This window comes from Phycisphaeraceae bacterium (genome assembly GCA_019636735.1).
Taxonomy (GTDB): Bacteria; Planctomycetota; Phycisphaerae; order Phycisphaerales; family SM1A02; genus VGXK01.
On record JAHBWY010000008.1, the window covers coordinates 47,907 to 69,667 of the forward strand.

A 21,761-nucleotide genomic window follows, 5' to 3' on the forward strand; every position below is an offset into this window, starting at 1 on the left:
AAGCGGAAGCCAAGGTGCAATCAAGAGGCAATCATCCGCAGCAGTGCAAGGCCGCCTCACGAGCTTCGTCAGCGGTCACTCCGCAATGCGGCGAGCGAGTCGACGGCCGGCGATGGTGAGCCGCACACCGCTTCGCTCACCTTGTGGTCGCTCGGCGAGCCCAAGCTCGATCAATCGCCGAAGGATGGTGACGATTGATCGCTCGGACACGCGCTCGCTCGGATCGATCGCGCTCTCGACTCGCGCGGCAGAGGCAAGCTCCGATGCGTCGAACGTGGCGAGCGCGCGCAACACGCGCAGTTCGGTCGGCGTCAATGCTGGCGGCGCACTCTCCTCAATCACGGCGCCACTGCTGGAGTTCGTTCGTGACGGCGACACCTGCGTTGCTGCACCTTCCGTTCCGGCGTGGTGGGTCAGCCGCGCCTTCATCTTCTGCCGATCGATCCACGCCATCGCAACCGCGTGGACATCGGCGTAGGTGAAGTTGCCGGCGCGAATCGTCTTGAAGGGCATCTCGACGATGCGAGCCAGGTGTTCCCACTCCTCGATCGATCGCGGAGGCTCGAAGCCCGCGGCGCCGAGGTCATCGCCAGATGTGCGGAGAGCTTCCTGCATCGCCTCGGCGAACTCGCGGGCGGCGTGCTCCCGTTCATCTGCGGACGCGGTGCGGATTCGAGCCCAGATCTCTGCGACGACGCGGAGGCGGGCACTCGCCCGCTCCCAAGCGGCTCGGGTCGCGGGGTCGGTCTCGAGCGCTCGCGCGAACGCTGCGCCTGCGGACGATCGATGCGGCTCGCTCATCTCGGCCTCCTACCCACCGAGTACCTCGATCAACTCGGCGATGACGGCGACGTCTTGCTCGTCGTCCACCTCGAGCACAATCGGCTCGAAGTCGCGGTTGAACGGTTCGAGGATGACCTGAACGTGGCGCCACGAACCGTCCTCTGTGGCGACCTTTTCACTGCGATACCGCTTGACCGTGTAGCGGCCACCGTGCTCCGGGTCGCTGATGCCGTGGTGCTGGGCAAGAACGATCCGGCCGTTGCGGGAGCCCTCGGGCCGGAAGCGGAAGAGTCCGTAGGCACCGTCTGGGATCCTCGTCTCCATCGATCGCCCGACGATCTGAGCGACGAACATCCCCGCGGCGAGCTTCCGATCACCGTTCGGCTCGACCCAGTCGTCGTACTCGACATCCTGCGACTCGCCGAACGCGCCAGCCGCCGCCGCGAGCGAGAGAAGGGGTACGCAGGTGCGGTACCGATCGCCTTCCTGTGGGGTGACCCGGCGGAACGGCAGCGAGGGCGGCGCTTCCATGGCCGCGTGACCCGCGTCGAACCAGCCGCGCTGGTCGCGAAGTCTCGATCGAAGCTCCGACTCGTTGAGGTAGCCGGCGAGCCGGCGGAAGTGCTGCTGCATCTTCGCGCTGTCGTAGAGATCCGAGGCGGCGATCTCGATCACTTCGAAGCCGTTGTTGCGGAGCCAGGATCGGATCTCTCGATCGCGAGCCGCCGTCGCCGCATGCCCGTGCAGGTGCCCCGAGAGCCCGTCGAGGTACACGCACACTCCCTCACCCGCCTCGTGATCGGCGGCGCGATAGATGATGTCGGGTGTCGTGCTTCCCAGCACACGGTCGAGCCGAAGCTGCTCGCCCCGCACGCCGTCGGAGAAGCCGGCCGCGAGGAGCAATTCCTTCAGCAACCGCTCCGCCTGATTGACCGGCAACGCTTCACCACCACTCTCCGAGGGACTCGGCAGGCGCGGCGGAATCTCGTGCGTCACCGTCACCCGATCTCCCCACGCGCGCAGGCGCTCGGCTGCGACATTCCGATCAAGGTGCGCGTGGTAGAACGAGTTCCGGTAGGTCTGAAGACAGTCGATGCACGAGCGGTCGCATGCGGCCGGGCAGTGCTCGACGAGATCGAGAGCAGTCGCGACGATCTGAGGGAACATCTCGACAATGCGAGCAGGCAGTCCCGATCCGCCGGGCATCGGATCCCACAGGAGCCCGTCCACCTCATCGCGATCGACATGGCCAACCACGAGGATCTGGAGGTCGTCGAGGATCATGTCCAGTCGCTCCGCCGCAGCGAGCCGCAGCGCTTCGAGCACGCTGTACGCCTCCTCGCGCGACAGGCATGCTGGGAGGGAGATCGCATCGGCGACGGTCTCCGTGAAAAAGCCGATGAGCTGGACGTCACGGCCGCACCGCTGCTTGTGGTCGTCGGCGAAGTGTTGGCGCTGGCGATCCGACGACAACGGAGAGACGCTCTGCCCGCAGACCGTGCAGACGGGATAGCCATAGCGGTCGTGCTGGCGGATCGCCTGATTGGCGCCGACGTTCACGAGCGTCAGATGCACGCCCCGCCGCAGGTGTAGTGCTCGCTCGCCCCATTTGAATGCCGCGCCGCCGTTGTGCAGTCCCTTCTCCCGCCCATAGACCGACACCCCCATTTGGAAGCGGTACTCCTCCTCGTCCGAGATATGGGAGGAGTGCGTCAGGTCGACATCGGAAATGGCCACTGCTGGCAGAACGATCGACGCGACACTCGACGTGGCGGCGGCGAGGTTGGTCTCCTTCACCGCCTCGCGCTCGCTCGACACCTCGAAGTGCGGCAGGTCAATCGTGCGCTCGTCGGCTTCGAGGCGGAACTGCCGCGCGACGAACTTGTTCCCGTTGGCGTAGATGAGATTGCCCGGCACGTACTCGCGGATCGCCATTGACGGCGGTCGCGGCAGCACGAAGTCTCGCGGACCTTCGATCCAGAACGGAATTTCTGCGAAGCCAACCACCTGGCCTGACTCAAGGCCGTAGCCGGGGAGAAAGCCTTCTCGAGCAAGAACGCCGAAGGTGTAGACGTCCTCGTATCCCTCGGGGTCTTGCCGACGGCGGCGAGTGGTCCCCTTCATTTTCTTGATCATCCGGTCGCATCGCCGGAACTGCGAGTCCTCCTCTGGGTTGAGATCGCCCTGCGTCTCCCGGATGCGATTGAGCCGCCTGATCTGCTCCATCGCCCAGAGCAGGCGCCGTCGCAGACGGGTCACGACCTTCTCGAGCTCGCCCGGCATCTGGCGAACATGCTGCTCGATCGCTGCTCGCTCGACCACTGCTGTGTCGTCTGCCGGCCAACCTTGCTGAAATGCGTGCATGGCATTGTCGACGAGATCCGCTTCACGCTCGCCACTGACCGCACGGAACGATGCAGCCTCGAAGCTGCCCGCGCGCACCGATCCGGTCTCATCGAACAGATACGACGTGATCGTCGTGGGGAAGGTCTCCTTGACCACCTGGGCGATGCAGGTCCGCTCTGATTCGGGCAGCGTCGATCCCCGCGCGAGCTGGCCGAGGCGCGTGAGCACGGTCGCATGCACGTGCTTGGCCACCATCACCTCATTGCGAAGGTTGAAGGCCGGCGGATCAACCCGGCCTGCGAGCATCTTGAGCGGATCGTGGTAGTACGCGTGGTCGTGGCTCGATGCTTGGCAATAGGTGATGTCGACAGCCATGCGGTGCCGTCGCCCTGCGCGCCCAGCACGCTGCCAGTAGTTGGCCGGCAGCGGCGGAACGTTGCGCATGAGCACGGCGTCGAGCGCGCCGATGTCCACACCGAGCTCGAGGGTCGGCGTGCAGACCAGGCAGTTCACCGCATCCGAGTCGGGGTTCTTGAACTGGCGCTCGATCCGCTCCCGGTCCTCGTGCGGCACCATCGCCGTGTGCTCTTCCGGCCGGATCATCGAGTAGCCCTCGTCGAGGAGCTGAAGGTCGTAGTTGTCGCGCTGCTCGCGGATGAACTCGAGCGTGCCTTCGCACCGATAGCCCGGACAGGCGAGATGCGGAGTTCGGCGCGCCACCAGCCGCCGACAGCGACGGCAGCGCCACGCACCCCGGTGCGAGAGAAGCGACATTCGATCGGCATTGACCTGATAGAGGCCGGAAGAGCCCGGAAGGCGGTTGCCGTGCCAGCCGGTGAGCGGCGCGGGGACGAGGATCTTGACGGCGTCTGCCTTGAGGAACTCGAAGAGCTCGGCAAGGAAGTCGTTGACGTGCTCTGCGTCGAGTCCCCACTTGCGGACCATGTTTTGAAAGTTCGTCTCGCCACCGGAGCCGATCCAGCGCCGCGTCTGACACGGGCCTTCCTCGATCTCGCCACTCAGTTTGGTGCCGACGGGTGAACCATACTGCGGCAGATAGCCCTGCATGATCTCGAGGTCGCCGTCGCCCCAGTACTTCGAGAACGTCCGCGTGTCGGGATCGAAAAGCACGCGACTGCGCCGGAGGTAGTCGAGCAGCGTCGCGATGCCATCGCGCAGGTCGTCCGCGGGAACGCCGAGCGCGTCGGCATAGCGTTGAATGAGCGGCGCCGTTGATGCAAGTCCGATGTAGTCGACGCGCAAGCGACCCCATGGCTCGAGGCCGATCACCTGCCGGGGCGAGAGCACCAGCTCGCGAACGATCTGCATGCGGAGGAACTTGCGGCGCTCCTGCCGGTGGCGTTGGCCAGTGCCTTCCTTGCGCGCGACCCGCCAGACCTCGGGCGCGAGCGCCTTCGACAGCGCGTCGTCCGCTTCAAAGCGATCGTCAAGCGCATGCGTGAGGTCGCCGATGGACACGCCTCCGGCCGCGAGCCCCTCGGCCATCAGCGCGCGGAGGCGGAACCGGCGCGAGTGGTCCTTCATCCACCCGGCCTGGAACGCCGCCTCCTGCCGGTTGTCCGCGAAGATCAAGAGCCGCGGTCGTTCCGCGTGGTGGACCATGTCCTGCCCGAGCACGTGAACGTCGGCGACAGTCGTCGCGCGCACGGGTCGTGCGGGCTCCCGGTAGCCGTTGCCCCATCGGCGCCCGCTCGCCTTGCATGCGAGGCAGCTCGTGAGGAAGCCGGGGTTCTCCTTCTTCTGTCGGATCGCGTGCAGCGCGACAGGCTCGCCGCTCATGCCGCAGCCAAAGCACCGCGCGAATGCCACCGGGTGCGCTGCGCCGCAGTGGCGGCAGAAGTGCAGTACAGCCGTTCGGTCGGCAGGCGGCCCATCGTCGTCGTCCTCGGCACCGACCAGTGCATCGACGAGAACCACTCGCTTGCCACCGCTCGATTCATCCAGCGGCTCCCAGAACATCGTCGAGCCCTGAGCCGTGCCACCAGAAGGTGCGCGCCCCGCGAACTCGAAGTCCTTCAACCACGCGACGAAGTAGTGCTGCCCGCAGGTCGTGCAGGTGGTGAGCGGCAAGCGCAGGCGCGAGCCATCGTCGCCCGTGGCCTCGATCTCGTCTTCGGCGGCGAGCCAGAGCTTCGGGCCTTCGTGGTCCTCCGGAAAGGTGACCACCGCGCCTGCAATGCCGCGAACGAAGCCGTGCACCACCGGACGCAGCAAAGGTCGGCCGTCGCGGCGCGCAGCGGCACCAAGGGTCAGCCACGCGAGCAACTCCTCCTCGGTGACCGTTCGCCCAACTCGCTTCGCGATCTCGTCGAGCAGTTCGGCGAGCGGGCGTGGCGTCGCCAGCGCTTCGTTCACCCTGTACACCAGCTCGTTGCCCGACATCGCCTCGTGCAACAACTCGCTCCACTCCCCAGCAGGCAAGCCGGCGCCAGCGAGCGCCCGGTAGGCCGCGCGGACAGCGTCCTCCGGATCGGAGGCATCCACCGCATCGAGGCAGCGCTCGAGCGCGCGTGCGGCGCCTTCCGCTGGGGCTGGCGGAACGGTCCGTGTTGGTTTCCACACCTGCGCCTCGTACGCCTCGTTCACCGTCTCGACCCGGTCCTCCGGAACGCCGAAGAATCGCGACGCGAACTTCCGCGCCGCGTCCGGATCGCGCTCATCGACGATCGTCGCGGAAGTGGCCACGCACACCGTGTCCCGCTCGCTGCGCCCGCAGAACTGGCGCAGGCGGCGGATGAGGCAGGCGGTCTCGGCGCCCTGTGCCCCGCTGAACGTGTGGGCTTCGTCGAAGACGAGGAAGTCGAGCCGCGCATCGGCGAAGAGCTCGACATCGAGCTGGCGCGTCAGCAGCAACTCCAGCTGCTTGATGTTGGTGAGCAGGATCCGGGGTTGACGACCCGCGGTGCGCATCACCTCGCGCGAGCAGACTTCCTCCGGCGGATGCACCGCTACGCCGCGCCCTTCGCGCTGCACTTCCTCGAGGCGCGCCTCGTAGTCGGCACGGGACGCGTTCGCTGGCAGCCGCACGCCGACTACATCCCGCTCGTGCTGCGGCGTGCTGCCGACATACATGCCGAAGGGAATGCCGGTTCCCGCCAGAAGGCCGCGAAGTCGGCCAAGCTGATCCTCGGCGAGCGCATTCATCGGATAGACCACGACAGCGCAGATGCCCGTCGCGGCGCGCTCATCGCGCAGGCGCAGGCAACGGCTGATCACCGGGTAAAGGAAGCACTCGGTCTTTCCCGAGCCGGTGCCGCTCGACACGAGCGTAGTGCGCCCGTCGTGGATCGCCCGCAGCGCCTGCTCCTGGTGGCCGTAGACATGCGCGAACGGGATGAGTTGCTTCAGGTGCGGGTGGAGCACGCCGTCGGCGACGAGTGAGTCAACCGACGCACCCTGTCGGAACGGGCGCGAGAGCGAAATGTAAGGCCCCTTGAGCAGCGGCGTCTGGCGCGTCGCCTCGAGCGAGAGCAGCGCCCGCATCTGCGCGTGCAGGCGCTCGTCGGCGAAGGGATACGCCGTCACCTGATACTTGAGGAAGCTGGCGACGATCTTCTCGGTGTAGGTGATGGGGTTGAGAGCCATGACTCAGGAGCCTTTCGACCGATGCTGGCGAACATTCTGTGCTTTCCACTGAAGCATCGGCTGCAACGCGATGCGAGACTGCATCTCCGGATCGGGGTGAAGCAGCGCCGCGTCGATCCGCCCTTGGTCATGGAGAAGGTCGAGGAACTCGCGCTCCGCCGTGGTCCAGTTCAGCAGTCGGGCAGACACGCCGTCGAGGGATGCGGCGAGCCTCGCATGAAGGGCACTGGAGTCGATGGTCTCCCCGCCGTGATCCTGCAATACGGGCACGAGTTGCTGTTCGAGTGCCAGCCTGGTGGGAACCGAGTCCCGGGGCTTCATGCCGCGTGGATCACGGCGTGCACCCGCCATGAAGCAGACGAACGCCAAGCGGAATTCCGAATCCTCAAGCAGATGAGGTGCTTGGTCGAGCAGTCCTGCCGCGTCGAATGCATCGCGGGGGACCGTGCGATGCAGGAGGGCAGTGAACTTACCAGCCGCCAGTTCCTTCAGACTCAGCGTCGCCACTGGGACGGGATGTTCGGGGGGAAACCGTGTCGGGCGCGTCTCGGTTCCGAGCACGGGCACGCGCGCCACATAGTTGACATCGATCTCCAGGTTTTGCAGTCCACCGAGCACGCTGGCATATCGCAGGCGAAACTTCCCGCCGGCGTGTTCCGCTGGAGCGCGGGCGATCTCGCTGCCTTCTCGCTGGCAGACCGCTGCCAGCGCCCCCTCGAATGCTGGGCGCATGGCCGCCACTGCTTCGCGATCGGGGGCTCCGATGAAGTTCAGGTCGATGTCCACTGACATCCGCGGCACATCGAGGTGCAGCAGGTTCAACGCCGTCCCACCCTTGAGCAGCCACTGATTCGCTGTCGTCGGATGGCTGTTCAATCGCTCGAGGATGCGAACAAGGCGCATCACCTTCTCCACTATCAACGGTCGAAAGCCCGCCTGCCGGGCCACTCGCTCGATGTCCGCACGGAGGATCAATTGTTGAGCCCCCTGCTCGGCTCGGTGAGCTCGCGGGGCACGATCACTCGCCACCGAGGCTCGCACTCGCCACCGAGGCGGCGCTCCATGAACACCGGCTGGAGCGGTGCCATCTCGCGCAGGCTTCGGAGTGTCGACTCCGGCACGGCGAGCTCCTCGCGTCGCGAGTCGAGGTAGTAACCCACGCGAGCCGCGACTCGTGCGCTGCCGAGGCGATGGACATACGCGAGCAGGGCAACCGGATCGATGGCCGGCACGCTGCGCAGGGATCTCCAGACCTCTTCGATGCCACCGGAGATGTCGGGACGATCAAGCACATCGACAATCGTGCGCTCGATGCTCGTGACCCGCAGGACGAGTCCGTCGTGTTCGCGCCGTTCGATCCACGGCTCGCCGCCGTCCGTTCGAAGCGCAGCTCGCGGCCGAACAGGAACGATTCGACGGCCGCGAAATGCGACCGCCTTTACTCGCGACCATGTGACGCAACTGAAGCGTTCGAAGGCGCTCTGGGCGCACCCGAACACCTCAAGTGCCGTGTGGTATGCCGCCGCCGCGTCCGGCGCAAGGCGAGCTGCGATCAGCGCGAAGTCTGGAAGGAGATCGCCCGCGCCGTCGAGGCGGACATAGAGCCCCCGCTTGACCGGCTCGATCCTTCCTTCGGCTCGCCATCGAGTGAGCGTCCGTTCAACGGTCGCCACGGCACGCTTGGGATCCGAGTCGATCAATTCATGGCGGGTGAACACGCGGTGCAGAGAGAGGAATCGCTCGGGGGTCACTGTGCACGATCTCCAAAACTGGCTATTTCATACCAGTTTCGGAGATCCCGTGCAATGGCGAGCCTCAGTCTGTCCCCAAGTAGCTCCACCTCCGCCGAGGGTGGCAAACAAATCCCGACGGAACCGGCTTGAAGTGGTCACTCGGCTGCGGCCAAGACCTTGCGCGAGACTGAAACTCACGAAGCGGACCTGGATCGACTTCGACCATGACAAACCCATCGTGCAGACCGCCCCTGATCCTTGCCAGATCGCGAAGGTGGTCCTCTCTCGCCGGCGAGCGAACCCGCGAATCACCGTAGCTGCGATTGTTGACATACGCCACGAAGGCGTGAACATCGAGCGCTGCCGACTCAACGAGTGCGGAGAAGGTTCCAAGGTCCCTGTTCCAGGAGGGAACCGCCAATGCATCGACCCACCCGCGGAGTATCGCCCGACGATGGATGTCCTGGAGCTCGGAACAGACAAGGACGCCGAACACAATCCCATGGTGCTCGTAGACTCGGCACCACTCGGACCGATTGGGAACTCGCCAAGTTCTGCCGTGGACTCGGAGCAGCTCAAACTCCTCGCCTACCGCGGGTCCGGCTTTCGGCTGGTCGATCCGAAGAGGTGCGGTGAAACCAAGTCGATCGTCAAGAAGGTGCAGGAGGGCGTGCGATCGGACTTCCGATGACGGATAGTGCCGATACTCCAGCCCGGCGATCAGATTGACGCCGGAATCGCTGAGCCGCCGAGTCAGGCTCGAGCACCATGCCTCCGGAAGCGAGAGCTCCGGGAGGATGAGGTAGTCGGGCCGGGGTCGCTTGCGAAGGATGTCGTTCACCAGCTCGGCGAGCTGCTGATACCGTGCGAGCGTGAGCATGGGGGTCCCTGCGGCTGACGCAGCCCATGCGGTGTCCTCTGTCCGGAGGTTCGCCAGCGCGATTCGCACTGCTCGAGGAGCTTGCTTGATGCCGACCCGAATCCACTCTGGCCGGTCGCCCTCAGCATGAGAGGCGCCTTCGCCGCCGGAGCCGGCCGTATTGGGAGGCGCGGCACCCTGCTCCTCCGGTGACGCGGCAGACTCACCCACCCAAACCCCACGAAAGGCGCGTGCGTAGCGGCGCCATCTTGAGATGTCCTGGATACAGCGGGGATCGATAGCTGGGAATTCGTCGAAGCGAAAGGGCCGTGTTGGAAACAGGAACGGGCGCAGATCGGCGGGCTGAGGTGTCAGCGGGGCCAGCGACTCAGACCCGGGGGAGTGCTTAACGACGAGCCGGAGGAATTCCCGTATGTCCGGGATGATTCGACTGTCCGCGTGATTGATCGCCTCCAAGATGCGCGAAATGGACTCACCCCCGTCTACCCAAGCCTCCACTCCTGCCTGTTCGGTGTCGAGTCGCGCTGGAGGGCCGCCGAGGTCGTGTCGGCAGAGCCGTTGGCACGAGGCCTGCAGCGACTCGGCATCGATGCCAACCTCCTGCAGGAGCCTCTGTCGCTCATGACTCAACTCGCCACGGTCCTCGGCACCGGACGGCCGACCTCCGATTGCGGCCCAGCGAATGACCGCCTCTCGCAGCTTGCGCGTCACATGCTCACGGAGCCGTGTCCACGCGCCTTCGAGCGAGCCGTTTGCATCGGCTTGGCTCGCTTGTTGACCATTCAGATCGACAGCCGTCGCTCGACTCTCAATGGTCTCAAGACACTCCAATGTGAGCCTGACAACCTGAAGAGCCGCCGCCCAATCTCCGCACATGACCGCGATTTCAAGCAACCGAGGGACTTGATCCCAGTGGTCGAAGAAGCGGTCCGCGCGCAAGATGTGGCTGCCCGCGAACTCGAACATCGCGTCGCGAATCCGGCTCCACTCGGGCGCGGGGAGGTCGTCGGCCAGTGTGCGCGCTTGTGCTAGCTGGACTGACCATCCGAAGCGCCGAATCGACGGTCCATCTGAGCGGCCGAGGCGATCCGGCGTCGTCGCCGGATCTGTACTGGCACTCAAGACCCGTGCGGCAATGGAGTGCGTCAGTTGGTCGGGATCTGGCAGCAGTCGTCGCTCGCTCGACAGCTCGCCGACTTCTCGCTCGATGACATCGATCAGGTCCCGCCCGGCATTGCCCTCGAGAACGAAGGCCCTCACTTTGTTTGGCTGGATGCGCAGGTCGGACTGACCTCCAAGCTGACCCAGATCAATTCGAAAGCTGTCGTCCGTCCCTTCGCTCAGCGTCACCGGCTCCATCCCAAGTCTCTCCCCGATGAACCTGAGCACCTCAGTCGCCGTCGTCCGATCGCCGGGGTCTGCCAGCACGAGCTGCATGTCATCCACATAACGCCCGTAGAACAGCGGAGACAGGCGCGTTCGAATCTGCCGGTCCCAAGGGGCGAGGAGGACATTCGCCATCACGCGCGCCGCGGTCAGCGCCAGCGGAAGGCCGCCCTGCTCCACATTGCCCCCGGCGGAGCGTATCCACATGCTGGCGCACTCACTCCAGCGGGAAAGGAAGCTGACCCATTCCTGTGTGAACCTGCGCTCGAACGAGTTCAAAGCGCCGTTGGCGTCGACGAGGAGCGGCTCTTTGGTATCCACTAGCCCGATCTGCCTATGAAATCTGTCCTTGGTGATGAATGACGGATCGATCGAGTGGTAGTAGCGGCGGATATCGAGATTGACGGCGATGATTCGTTGACCATCCTCGATCGCTCGGCGGCATGCTCGCAGTCCTCGTTCTCGCCACTTCGCGTATGCGAGAAAGTACGGCGGGAAGCTGCCGGTCGCCCACAGGTGGTACGGGCGATTGTTCGGCGCACCGTCATCGCCGAAGCGGCGGAGTCTCGCCCCATAGACATCGTCGCCCAGGCAAGCATCGAAGCGATGTCCGACGAGATTGGTCCAGAGTGCCGAGATGATGTACACCTCGATCGGGAACTCGCCGCTGACCCGGAGTTCTGCGGTCACTTTCGAGCTCTGAAAGGCGGCGTCCGCAGCGCGGCGCCGATCTGAGAACACAGCGGGGTGCGGAGGAACGCGATCAGGGTTCTCAGGTTCCAACTTGAGCTTCTTTGGCAGGACTACAAGCGTCTCGTCCAGCCTTACCTCGTCGAGCACCTTGGCAGCGCCCTGCTCTCGCAACCGATCAAGCAAGCCTACGAGGCGGTCCTCAATGTCCTGCTCGTACTCTGCGAACTGTTCGGCAACGCACAGTGACTGCTCGTAGAAGCAGTCGACCTTCGCCTTTCGGTAGGCGAGAATCATGTCGAGCATGGTCAGCTTGTGCCAACCGGATCGCCGGTACGGATCGCGTCGTGACTGCTTTGAGACCATGGCCTACGACTCCTTCATCTGGAACAACGGCGCATCGCCATCCTCGTCCGGCACCCGCCGTGCAGAGCGGGCGGTTGCTGCGGTCGCATCCGAACGAACATGCTCGGAATCGTCGCCGCTGATCTCGGACAGCAACCGCTGATAGCCCTCCTCGCCGAGGAGATTGCGAGCGTGAAGGTGGCACTCTCGCCAGGATTCCTCTGCGGTCTGGGCGAGTTGCCAGTCGTAGAAGCGCGGGCCGAAGTAGGAGCGGACGGGCTGGTGCTCTTTCGCGCGTTCGTCGTGGCCGAGGCCGTATTCGGCGAGGCGGAGCGTCTCGGGAAGCATCCAGCCCTCGCCGTCGTTCTGGTTGAGGAAGGACTCGATGCCCTTGTCGCGGTCACCCCCGCAGGCATCGATGTGGTTCATCAAGTCGTGGAATGCGATGAGCGTGAGGACGGTGTGGCGGTGCTCGGGGTGCTTGTCCTTGTCAACGCGCCAGAAGCCCTTGGGATCACCACCACCCCGCGCGCCCAGCGGTTGGTCACAGCCGCGCAGGACGAACTCGAGATCCGACAGGGCAAGTCCGAACTCCTGTGCCACGACTGCATCGAGGATTGAACGTATCCGAACTCGCTCATGCGCCGAATACGCGAACTGACCCGGATGGAGTCCGCGGTCCTCGTGAAGAAGTAGCTCTGGGCTCATCCTCGCGCCGGTCAGATTCAGCCTCGCCGCCAGCACCAGCCCTCTCGCCGAAATCCGCCCGGGTGACAACACTGGCAGCGCCTGCACGATGTGGAAATTCAACTGGGTCGCTGCCATCCGAACCCGCGTCGCCCAATCAAACACGAGCGACGTCACCTGGGTAATCAGATCGAGTCTGCCGCCAACTCCCCCAGCACCGACCAGCATGACCGGTGCTTTGTTGCCACAAGGCGAGTCTGGGATCAAGGCCGCCACGAACGAACGCTCATTGGTCGCGTTCGAGATGTCACGGAAGACAATCCGCGATGCTCCAGCGCCTCTTAGGCGACGGAGCTTCACGGGCAGCAGGTACCTGGGCGTCAGCTCCCGCGACTCGGAGGCTCGATTGGTGTCGCCGGAATAGGCCCAATCGTTCAGCCAGAACAGCGCCCCGGTGTAGACAGGCAGCGCAATCGATGGGTACGTGACCTCGATCTCCTGCCCGTCCGCATCCGTCTCGACTACCGTCTCCCGCTCTATCGCCCGTTCCTCGATCCACCGAAGTCCGTCGCGCGAGAGTATCACGCCCGGCGGCCCATCTGCTCGATGCGATCCGGGAGGGACCGGGCAATCACGGGTTCGGTCTCGCCAGCCACCCCTAACCCATCGACTGTACTCGTCGGGAACGAATCCGTCGCGCTCCCACCGATCAGTGGGAGGGAACAGCTTGGCATCGGTGTTCATCATGTACTCGAGGTGCATCTCGATGGCCCAACCGTCGCCCGAGCGGTTGCCAAGATGCATGCAAGATGAATAAATGCGCTCCACGAGTTGCAGGTCGCGAGCTTCACGGATCTCGAGCAGTGTTCGCGTCGCAGGGCTGAAGGCCTCGATCCTGCTTTTCGGATACAGGACCGCAAGCGACTCGGCTACCTCCCAATCGTTTATGTCGCGTCGCATGAATGCCGTGCGGATCGCGGACGTCTCTCCGCCCTTGGCGATGATGACGGGGTTGAACTTGAAGCGGCTATCGATGTCGAAGACCTTGTCTCGATTCTCAAACCCGAAGAGCCACTCCCAGCGACAGCGAGCGAGCAGGAGATCTCGGAGTGGTTGAGACCAAGCATCGCTGTAGAGCCCTGATGGGACGATCAGACCCAAGCGCCCATGCTCGCGGAGGAGCGATCGTGAGTGCTCGAGGAATAGCTTGTACGTGAAGATGCGGCCGACTTGGTACTCGAATGGGTGCTCGGAGTCCGCGTAGCCGATGGCTCGCTCGCGCTGCTGCTTCCAGAGCTCATGACGAGCATTGGATGAGGCGAAGGAACTTCGACCACGGTCACCGAGGTTGACGTCGTGAGTCGAGTGGCCGTTCGAGTCGACCGCGATGCGATTGCCGAAGGGATGGCCGACAGACCGCACCCAGTTGGAAAAGTCCTTGAACGATGCTTGGTACAGAAGCCACCTGCGCTCCTGATCCTCCGACTTAGCGAACAGTGACGACTGCCATCGCAGCTTGTCCACTCGAATGAACGACCGGAACAGCGGATTGACGTTCGAGAAGTACTCTTCCGAATTCGGCTGGAGGTTCTCCCATGGCGGGTTTCCGACGACGGCGTCGAAGCCGCCACATCCGGCGCGGAACACGTCAGGGAATTCGAGTTCCCAGTGGAAGAACCGCAGTGATCCGGCGAGCTCGCGCGCGATGGTGCGCGCGTCTTCGGTCGGCGCGGCGAACTCGGTCGGGAGCGGACAGTCGTCGATTCGATCACCCGGCCAGAACCAGATCGCGCACCAGAGGTCCAATGCGTCCTTGAGGCGCGTGAACGCTTGCGTCTCGCGGAGCGCCCGAAAGCGGCGCGAGCGTTCGGCCGTTTCATGGACCGGCAACTCGTGCAGCGCGCGCAGGGCACGCTCGGCCTCGTCGTGGGCTGTCGCCACAGCGGCCAGATCGGGCTTGAAGAGCATGTCGGCGCTGTCGATGAAGGCAATGAGGTCGGGCTTGACCACCTTCGACTTCCGCGTCGCGATCGCCTTCGTGAATGCCTCCTTCGCGAAGTGGACGCCGTTGGCGTGGCTCTTGTCGCCGCCTTCGCGCTCCCATGCCATGACCGGGTAGTGCAGGAACTGGTCGAACCAGGCGCCGACGAGCGAGTTGCCGCAGCGCACCTTGTGATCGAGGAACGAGAACGGCAGGTCGCGGTCCATCGTCTCGATCCAGAGGGCGAGTCGGCAGAGTTCGGCTGCGAGCGGATCGAGATCGACGCCGTAGATGCAGCGCTCGACGACATGCCGGCGCAGGACTGCCTTGAGGCGCTCCTCGAAGCGGTCATCCTCGGGGCGACAAGGCAGCTTCTCCTCGCGCAGCGGCTCGGCGCCGTTGTTCGCCGCGTGTGGCGCTGGCAGTCCGAGGATGTCGCGCAGTGGGCGGCCTATATCGCCCTCGAGGCGCCGGTGGTGCAGGATGGACTGGAAGAGAGCGTCGGTCAGGAACCGCAGCGCCGCGAGCGGGAACGAGCCCGAGCCACACGCCGGATCGCACACCTTGAGCGAGAGAATCTCTTCGGGCCTCTTCGGGACCCACCGGTGCGGAGCAGCGTCGGTGTCGGGTAGGCCGTCGGCGCCTGTCGGCGGATCGAACGCGAGCGGGCGCAGCGTGCGGTGCACCGTGGGGATGGCGAGCTGCGGCTTGGTATAGAAGGTTCCGGAACCCTTGCGCGTGCCGCCCCAGCGGACGAGGTACCACTCACGGGGAAGGATGACGCGATCGACGAGCGCGCGTGCGGCACGGGCGAGAGCGGCCTCGTGCTGGAGCTGCCTTTCCGGCGTGAGACGGCCGCGTGGCTTCGGCACGATCCCCGCAACTTCGCAGGCGCGTCGCGCCCACTGTTCGGCGCGCGAGCGGGTGGTGTGGCGAATGCCCTCGGATGCTTCGGCGTCGTCCGCAACCTCCGGCTGCTCCTCCTCGGCGGCTGAATCCGACTCGGGGTCGCTGTCCTCGGAGTCCGCTTCGGCCCCGTCATCATCGTCCGCCTCCTCGGCGGCATCGTCGCCCTCCTCCTCGTCCTCGCTCCCAGCCTGCTTCTTCTGCTTCATCTTCTCGAGGAGCGCCTTCAGCGCGGCATCATCCATCGCCTCGAGCGTCGCCAGTGGAAGCGCTGGCTGATCGCCCACATTGAGGAAGATGACCGGCTGATCGCCGGGCGCAGCGCGGAGCTCATAGTCGAGTAGGCCCTCGTAGAGGATGCCGATGTACTCGTTGTCGAGTTCGGAAAAGTTGACCGGCGCTGCGACGAGCGTGCTGGACCGGCCTTGTCGGATGCGCACCTTCGTGCGCGTCAGCAGATCGAGGATCGCGTGGACATCGCGATCGGGGATGACCTCGGCGTCGAAGCAGTCGGTCTCGAACAGGTGCACCGCACGAGAGACGCCGTCGGCGGAGGCCGGGTCGCCCGGCTCGAAGAGTTCGCCGCCGTAGCGCGGGACGGGCAGAGCCTCATGGGCGCATCCGTCGTGGATCAGGCGAAAGAGCGCGAGCAGGTGCGGCCACCCCGAATGACAGCGGGCGAGCCGTGCAGGCGAGCGAACAAACTCGCGCTCGAGCCGATCGCGCAGGCCGCGGACGCTGTAGGCGGTGTGGTAGATCTCGTTGTCGGCGGGCAGCAGTTCGCGGGACTCGGCAAACAGCGTGACGACGATGCGCATGATCATGCGCACCGCTGCGCGGTACAGATCGGACTGATCGATGGCACCGGCTCGTTCGTGCAGCGCCTGCTCGTGCGCCTGGGCAAGGATCTCAACGGCACGGCGAACGCGCTCGCCGAGGATGGCCGAGAGATCGGATTGACCCTTGCGGCTGTCAAGGATCGCGCGAAGGAGCGGCGAAGGCTGATCGCGCTCCGGCGGTGTCCAAATCGTCGGGTTCAGGAGTGAGCGAAGGCCCGTGAGGCGCCGCGAGACGCCGCCCTCCTCGAACCAAGACTCGACATCCCACTCGACGGATGCGTGGAAGTCGATGCCCGCAAAGATAAGCCGCCACTGCTCGCCGTTCGTGAGGATGGCGAGACGCTCTCCGCCGGCGCGAAGCCATTGGAGCACCTGGCTGACGGTGCGGCGACCTCGCCCGATTCCGACGCGGGCGCCAGGCTCAAAGAACACCGGAAGCACAGCGCCGCGCGGTCCACTCCACAAGTGCCGCGGCCGGATCGTCTCGCCCGCCGAGCCGAGGCGCGACCATTCCGCGGGGACACTCGAACCCCGCTGCCAGGAGCCGTCGCCGCCCGCAAAGCCGCAGACCTTCTCAAGCACGAGGGCGACGAACTCGCCCGTCGAGGCTTCGCCGCCGTCCTGGCGCGTCGTGACCGCGCGTCGCAGTTCCTGTTCGCGAAACGACGGAAGCGGCTCAGGGTCCTCGGCGACGAGGTCGCGCAGGCGCTGCATGTCGAGAAGCAGCCCCTCGTGGCGAAGGTCCTGCCACCAGGCAAGACGATCGATGCTCGACGCTTCGACGGGCATCAGCGACGGGCCTCCGTCTCGCGGAAGCGGACGTCGATCGCCACGGGAAAGACGCTCGCCTCGCCGTCGAGAGCAAAGCGACGGGGAATCAAGCGATTGAGAATGCGCTCGCGCTCAAGACCGAGCTGCTCACGAATCTCCTCGTAGTGCCGCTTGCGGCGTTCAAGCTCCTCCCGCTTCCGCTCGATGGAGCGGTCGACCTCGTCGATCTCGTGGGCCGCGAAGCCGAGCAGCCCCTGCTGGAGATCCCGCTTCATCGTCTCGATCTCTCGCTCGAGGCGAGCGAGCGTGTTCTCCTCGACGAGCTTCGACACCTCGCCCTGCCGGCTGCGGTATCGTTCATCCTCTTGTCGGCGCGCTTCCTCACGGTCGGTCTCGAGTTGCGCACGCAGATCGTTCGTCAGCGCTTCGGCGGCGCGGACGAGATACTCGCGCAGCCCGGGTTCCACGTCGGCGAGGATCTCGCGGGCCCGCTCGAGCAACCCTTCATCATGCACCGGCCGGGCGCCTCGCAGCGTTCGGGCCGCAGCAGGTGGGAGCGGATCGCCGAGGCGGTCGCCACGGACGGGGAGCGCGATGGTTTCGACCCAGTGATGAAACGTCTCGCGCAGCTCGTTGACAGCGAGCTGCTCCACGCTGAGCAGGATGAGAGCGTCGGTGCCGGAAGGGATCTCACCGAAGCGGACGGTCCATCGAGAGACCTGTTGGTCGCTCGGGAAACGCCGTCGGGTGAGCGAGCCGAGCGCCTGCCGCATCATCGGATGGGCCAAGCTAAGCATCACGGTGTCGGGACGAGGATTGAAGACCTGCCGCGGTCCGACCTGCTCGAGGAATGGCGCCTGGCCAAAGGCCAGCGCTCGGAGCGGTCCACGGTTCCCGGGGCGCGCGCGGCGGCGAAGCGTGTCGTCAATCGTGTCGCGCCATCCCGGCAGATCGGGATTCACGAGATCGAAGCGCCCGCCGTCTTGGGCGGAGGGCCGGATCTGCGGACGCCCGCCGCCGGGCGACATCGCCATCGCCGTCTCGAGCGTCTCGCGCATGGCGTCGCCGTCGAAGTCGATCGCCGCGGCGATTGCATCGAGATCGGCGACACTTCCGGCACGTTCCTCGGCGGGCGCTGTCGTGGCGTCGGCCTCGAACGACGCGCGGGTGCGGGCCTGCTCGATCTGGAAGTCGAGCGTCTTCTGCACCTCGACAAGCGGGGCACCTTCGATCAGACGCCGGTGCGTTGCCTCGTCGAAGAGTTCGCCCGTCGAGCCGAGGTCCTCGCGGATCTGGTCCACCTTGCGGATCACGTGATCGAGGAAGCGCAGGTCGTGATCGTCTTCACTCACGAAGTGGTGGATGGTCACGTCCCGCGCCTGACCATGGCGATCGAGCCGGCCGTTGCGCTGCTCGAGGCGCGACGGATTCCACGGGCAATCGAAGTGCAGCATGTAGCGCGCGGTGCGCTGGAGGTTCAGACCCTCTGCTGCCGCGTCGGTTGCGACAAGAACGCGCACCGGCTCGGCGGGATTGTTGAAGGCCTCCTTTACCGACTCGCGGAGCTCGTCCTCCATCCCGCCGAAGAGGGTGATGACTCGCTCGGTGTCGCCGTAGCGCTCGCACAGCCGCCGCACGAGGTAGTCGAGCGTGGTCTTGTACTCGGTGAAGACGATGAGGCGCTCGTCGTCGCGCCAGCGGCCATCGCTGCGAAGCAGGCGATCGATGAGTTGCGTGAGCGCGGTGAATCGCGCGTCCGCCGCGGGATCCTGCTCGGAGAGCGGCGGCCCCTCAAGATCAAGCCCAAGTGACGCGACAGCGCGATCGAGCGCGGCGATCTCGGGGGACAGTTCGTCGGCGAACGGTCTGAGCCACGCACCCACGATCGTCGAAGCGGTCGCCTCGCGGGACTGCGTCTCGCGATCGTCGGAAGAATCCTCGGTGACGCTCCGCTGCGCCGCGGCGACCTCGGAGTCCGCCGCAGCTTCGAGCTTGGCGAGGCCCTCCTTGCAGCGGCGCCATGAATCGGCGAGAGCGATCGGACAGCTGAGGAGGCGCTTCCCGAGAATCTCTACCGCGAACCAACCTGCTCGGCGGCGGCTTCGTGAGCCTGTCGCCACGAGCGATCGCACTCGGCTACGGAACGAGTCGAACGCCCGGGCCACCGCTCTCTCGTCGGGCGCAAAGTCCAGCATGATGGCCTGCGGCGGCAGCCGTCGGCAAAACTTCGGCGGATCGGTCCGTGCGTTGATCTCGCGCTTGAGACGGCGTACGACGACCTGCTCGATGCGGGTCCGGGCCGCAGGCCCCAATTCGTCGACTTGGCTGAACCTCACAGGATCGAGCGTCTCGAGCAGACCGGAGAACGATCGCGTATGGCCATTGTGCGGCGTAGCTGTCAGGAAGACGCGGTGCTCGAACTGGGGAGCGATCAGCCGCAGCATCCGGCAGAGGTCGCTGTCCTCGCCGAAGGGCGCCGGCATGAGATTGTGCGCCTCGTCGACGATGAGCAGGTCCCACGGCAGATGCGGAGAGTTCGGCGGCGTTCGGCACGCGGCGCGAAACTGCTCGTACACATCCGGCTGCCGCAGGTAGTGGTACGACGCGATGATCTTGGAGTAGGCCCGCCAGGGATTCGCGTCGGTTCCTGCCTGCCGCTTGAGCCGGTTGGTGGCCTCGCGATCGATTACGGTGAAATCGAGCGAGAACTTGTCCCACATCTCGTCGCGCCATTGGAGGCGAAGCGATGCGGGCGTCAGGATCAGCACTCGCTGGACGCGCCGGCGGAGAAGCAACTCGCTGAGGATGAGGCCCGCCTCGATGGTTTTGCCGAGGCCGACATCGTCGGCGATGAGCAGGCTGACGCGCGGCATGCGCAGCGCCTTAAGCAAGGGAACAAGCTGGTAGTCCTCGACCTGGACCGCGCTGTGAAACGGCGACGAGATCGGCTGCCGATCGAGTGGGCCCTTCGCGTCCGGGTCGACGTACGGGAAGATGGCATCCCATCGCGCGGATCGGACGAGTGCGTCGAAGTCGTCCGCCGGCATTGGGTCCGATCGCGAGGCATCGGGCAGCGCCGTGGGATTGACCACCGACTTCCGCGGCTCAAGCTCCCAGATCAGCCGCTCGGTGGACGGCTGCTGGTCGTCCTTGTACTCCACCTCGACGAGGTGAAGTCGGCCATCGTGACCGTCGAACGCCGTCGCTCCCGCGATGATCCCGCGTCGATTGCGCACCGTGGCAACCATGCCGACGCGGGGCTGAGATGTTGAAGGTGATGGTGCCATGGACAGAGCGTGCCGCGATCACGCGCTTGGTGCGGGTCCCGATCGGGGCGATGCGGTCGAATCGAGCCAACGATCGATCGTTTCCTTTCTGAACCGCCAGTGCCGCCCGACCTTCTGGCCCGGGATCTTGCGCTCCTGCGCGAGCTTGTAGACCGTCGACTTGGGGAGCTTCAGGTAGGCGACAAGGTCGTCGATGGTGAAGACGGCATCCGCCCCCGTCTTGGAGACTCGACGCGAGCGAGGTGATCTGCCCGAGGTGCCCACGAAGGCGAGTGGACTTACCCTGACAGTTGATGTCAATTGCTGGGGCCGTCGAGGGGGCGATGGCGCGGGGAGTCACCGCGTTCGGCAAGTAGAAACCGTGGCCAAACTCTGTCACGGCAGAATTCGGACAGGCGAAAGAAAGTCTGTCTACCCTTGCGGCTGTTCCCGCGGCCATGAGTAAGCGATCTCTGCGTGGTAGGACCCATGGCCGCCGGTCCCTGCCCCGTCTGACACTGACGGAACCCCTTCGCGCGGACTGGCCCACCGATTCGCACCACACCGCTCAGGCCGCGCCGCCGATCGCCACAAGGTTCCGTCGGTTGTGTCAGGCGTCAGAGCGGCGCGCTGTCCCACCTGTCGCGCACCGCGCGATTCCTGCCCGCCGTGGCCCACGCCGGGTCATCTTCGAGTGCCGGCACCCCGCGCTGCGCCCGGCGCTGCGCGCCCCGCGCACCCTCGCACTTCCGCCGCAGAATCGCGCCAGCGCCAGCGCCAGCACCTTCGACTCCCCTCATGACCGCGCCCCGGCCTCAGCGCATCGTGACGCCATCCGTCCGGGAGTGCCCGGCAGGCGGCGGCTCAGGGGCGACCGCGGCACCGGGTCAGAATCCGATTCGGGCATGGAATAGCCCTTGGAGACCGCTGTCCAGATGCCCGAACGGACCCCTCGTCCGGCACTGGGCCGGGCGAAGGAGATCCCAGGGATTGATGGACAGTTTCCGTCGTCCGAAAGGAGTGGACCCATGCGTCTTGCCTCACTGCTCTTGCTCGCCGCGCTCGCCATCCTGACGCGGCCCGCCTCGGCGGACTCGAAGTTCGCCTTCAGCATCAGCTTCGGAAATGGGTGGGCCACGCCAGCGCCAGTCGTCGCTCCGGTCTGTGCTCCCGTGGTCCCTGTCTGTCCGGCACCCGTGTACGCGCCGGTGGTCTACGCCCCCGTCGCCTACGCCCCGGTGAACTCATGCGGAGTGGCTCCGGTCACCGTGGTGCAGAGCACACCTGTCTTCGTCCAGCAGGGCTGGAGTCATGGCCGACGCGCACGCGTCGTGCAGAGCGGACCGCTGGTCGTGCAGCAGCCTGTGCTCGTGCAGCAGCCTGTGTTCGTGCAGCAGCCCGTCGTGGTGACTCATCCCGTCGTGGTCGCGCCCGCGGCGCCGGTCGTTCAGCCTGTCGCCCCCGTTCATGGCCAGTTTGCCCGAGCCTCCTTCGGCTGGCGACGCTGACCGGCAACCGCGCGGCGCACCTTCGGGTGACGCG

Annotated in this window: 9 protein-coding genes; 1 reads left to right on the top strand and 8 read right to left on the bottom strand. The window is 65.6% G+C overall.

What is annotated here, in order from left to right; all coding sequences use genetic code 11:
* Nucleotides 1–75: 75 nt before the first annotated feature.
* From KF724_11655 to KF724_11690, 8 genes are all read right to left on the bottom strand, one after another.
* Nucleotides 76–801, bottom strand: a complete 726-nt coding sequence (locus KF724_11655) for a hypothetical protein (protein MBX3356339.1) — start codon at nt 799–801, stop codon at nt 76–78.
* A 9-nt stretch (nt 802–810) separates the two neighbouring features.
* Nucleotides 811–6,735 carry a DEAD/DEAH box helicase gene (locus KF724_11660; GenBank protein ID MBX3356340.1) on the bottom strand — a complete coding sequence of 1,975 codons (5,925 nt, stop codon included), beginning with the start codon at nt 6,733–6,735 and terminating at the stop codon, nt 811–813.
* A 3-nt stretch (nt 6,736–6,738) separates the two neighbouring features.
* A complete protein-coding gene (locus tag KF724_11665) occupies nt 6,739–7,638 on the bottom strand; it encodes a nucleotidyl transferase AbiEii/AbiGii toxin family protein (protein ID MBX3356341.1) in 900 nt (299 codons plus the stop codon).
* 68 nt (nt 7,639–7,706) lie between these two features.
* Complete coding sequence (locus tag KF724_11670; protein MBX3356342.1) at nt 7,707–8,486, bottom strand: hypothetical protein; 780 nt, start codon at nt 8,484–8,486, stop codon at nt 7,707–7,709.
* Between the two features lie 64 nt (nt 8,487–8,550).
* Nucleotides 8,551–11,790 carry a hypothetical protein gene (locus tag KF724_11675; protein MBX3356343.1) on the bottom strand — a complete coding sequence of 1,080 codons (3,240 nt, stop codon included), beginning with the start codon at nt 11,788–11,790 and terminating at the stop codon, nt 8,551–8,553.
* A 3-nt stretch (nt 11,791–11,793) separates the two neighbouring features.
* The gene (locus KF724_11680; protein MBX3356344.1) at nt 11,794–16,971 is read right to left on the bottom strand and encodes a hypothetical protein; all 5,178 of its coding nucleotides are present in this window, start codon (nt 16,969–16,971) and stop codon (nt 11,794–11,796) included.
* Nucleotides 16,971–20,240 carry a DISARM system SNF2-like helicase DrmD gene (drmD, locus tag KF724_11685; GenBank protein ID MBX3356345.1) on the bottom strand — a complete coding sequence of 1,090 codons (3,270 nt, stop codon included), beginning with the start codon at nt 20,238–20,240 and terminating at the stop codon, nt 16,971–16,973. The genes KF724_11680 and drmD overlap by 1 nt, the downstream gene beginning before the upstream one ends.
* 18 nt (nt 20,241–20,258) lie before the next feature.
* The gene (locus KF724_11690; GenBank protein MBX3356346.1) at nt 20,259–20,504 is read right to left on the bottom strand and encodes a helix-turn-helix domain-containing protein; all 246 of its coding nucleotides are present in this window, start codon (nt 20,502–20,504) and stop codon (nt 20,259–20,261) included.
* A gap of 743 nt (nt 20,505–21,247) precedes the next feature.
* On the opposite strand from KF724_11690, the gene KF724_11695 reads away from it, so the two are divergent.
* Nucleotides 21,248–21,727, top strand: coding sequence for a hypothetical protein (locus tag KF724_11695; GenBank protein ID MBX3356347.1), 480 nt, complete (start codon nt 21,248–21,250; stop codon nt 21,725–21,727).
* Nucleotides 21,728–21,761 lie beyond the last annotated feature (34 nt).

Bases quoted from the DNA above. Each gene is read 5' to 3' on its own strand.
- KF724_11655 (MBX3356339.1), bottom strand. From the start codon at position 801: ATGAGCGAGCCGCATCGATCGTCCGCAGGCGCAGCGTTCGCGCGAGCG.
- KF724_11660 (MBX3356340.1), bottom strand. From the start codon at position 6,735: ATGGCTCTCAACCCCATCACCTACACCGAGAAGATCGTCGCCAGCTTC.
- KF724_11665 (MBX3356341.1), bottom strand. From the start codon at position 7,638: ATGCGCCTTGTTCGCATCCTCGAGCGATTGAACAGCCATCCGACGACA.
- KF724_11675 (MBX3356343.1), bottom strand. From the start codon at position 11,790: ATGGTCTCAAAGCAGTCACGACGCGATCCGTACCGGCGATCCGGTTGG.
- KF724_11680 (MBX3356344.1), bottom strand. From the start codon at position 16,971: ATGCCCGTCGAAGCGTCGAGCATCGATCGTCTTGCCTGGTGGCAGGAC.
- drmD (MBX3356345.1), bottom strand. From the start codon at position 20,240: ATGGCACCATCACCTTCAACATCTCAGCCCCGCGTCGGCATGGTTGCC.
- KF724_11695 (MBX3356347.1), top strand. From the start codon at position 21,248: ATGCGTCTTGCCTCACTGCTCTTGCTCGCCGCGCTCGCCATCCTGACG.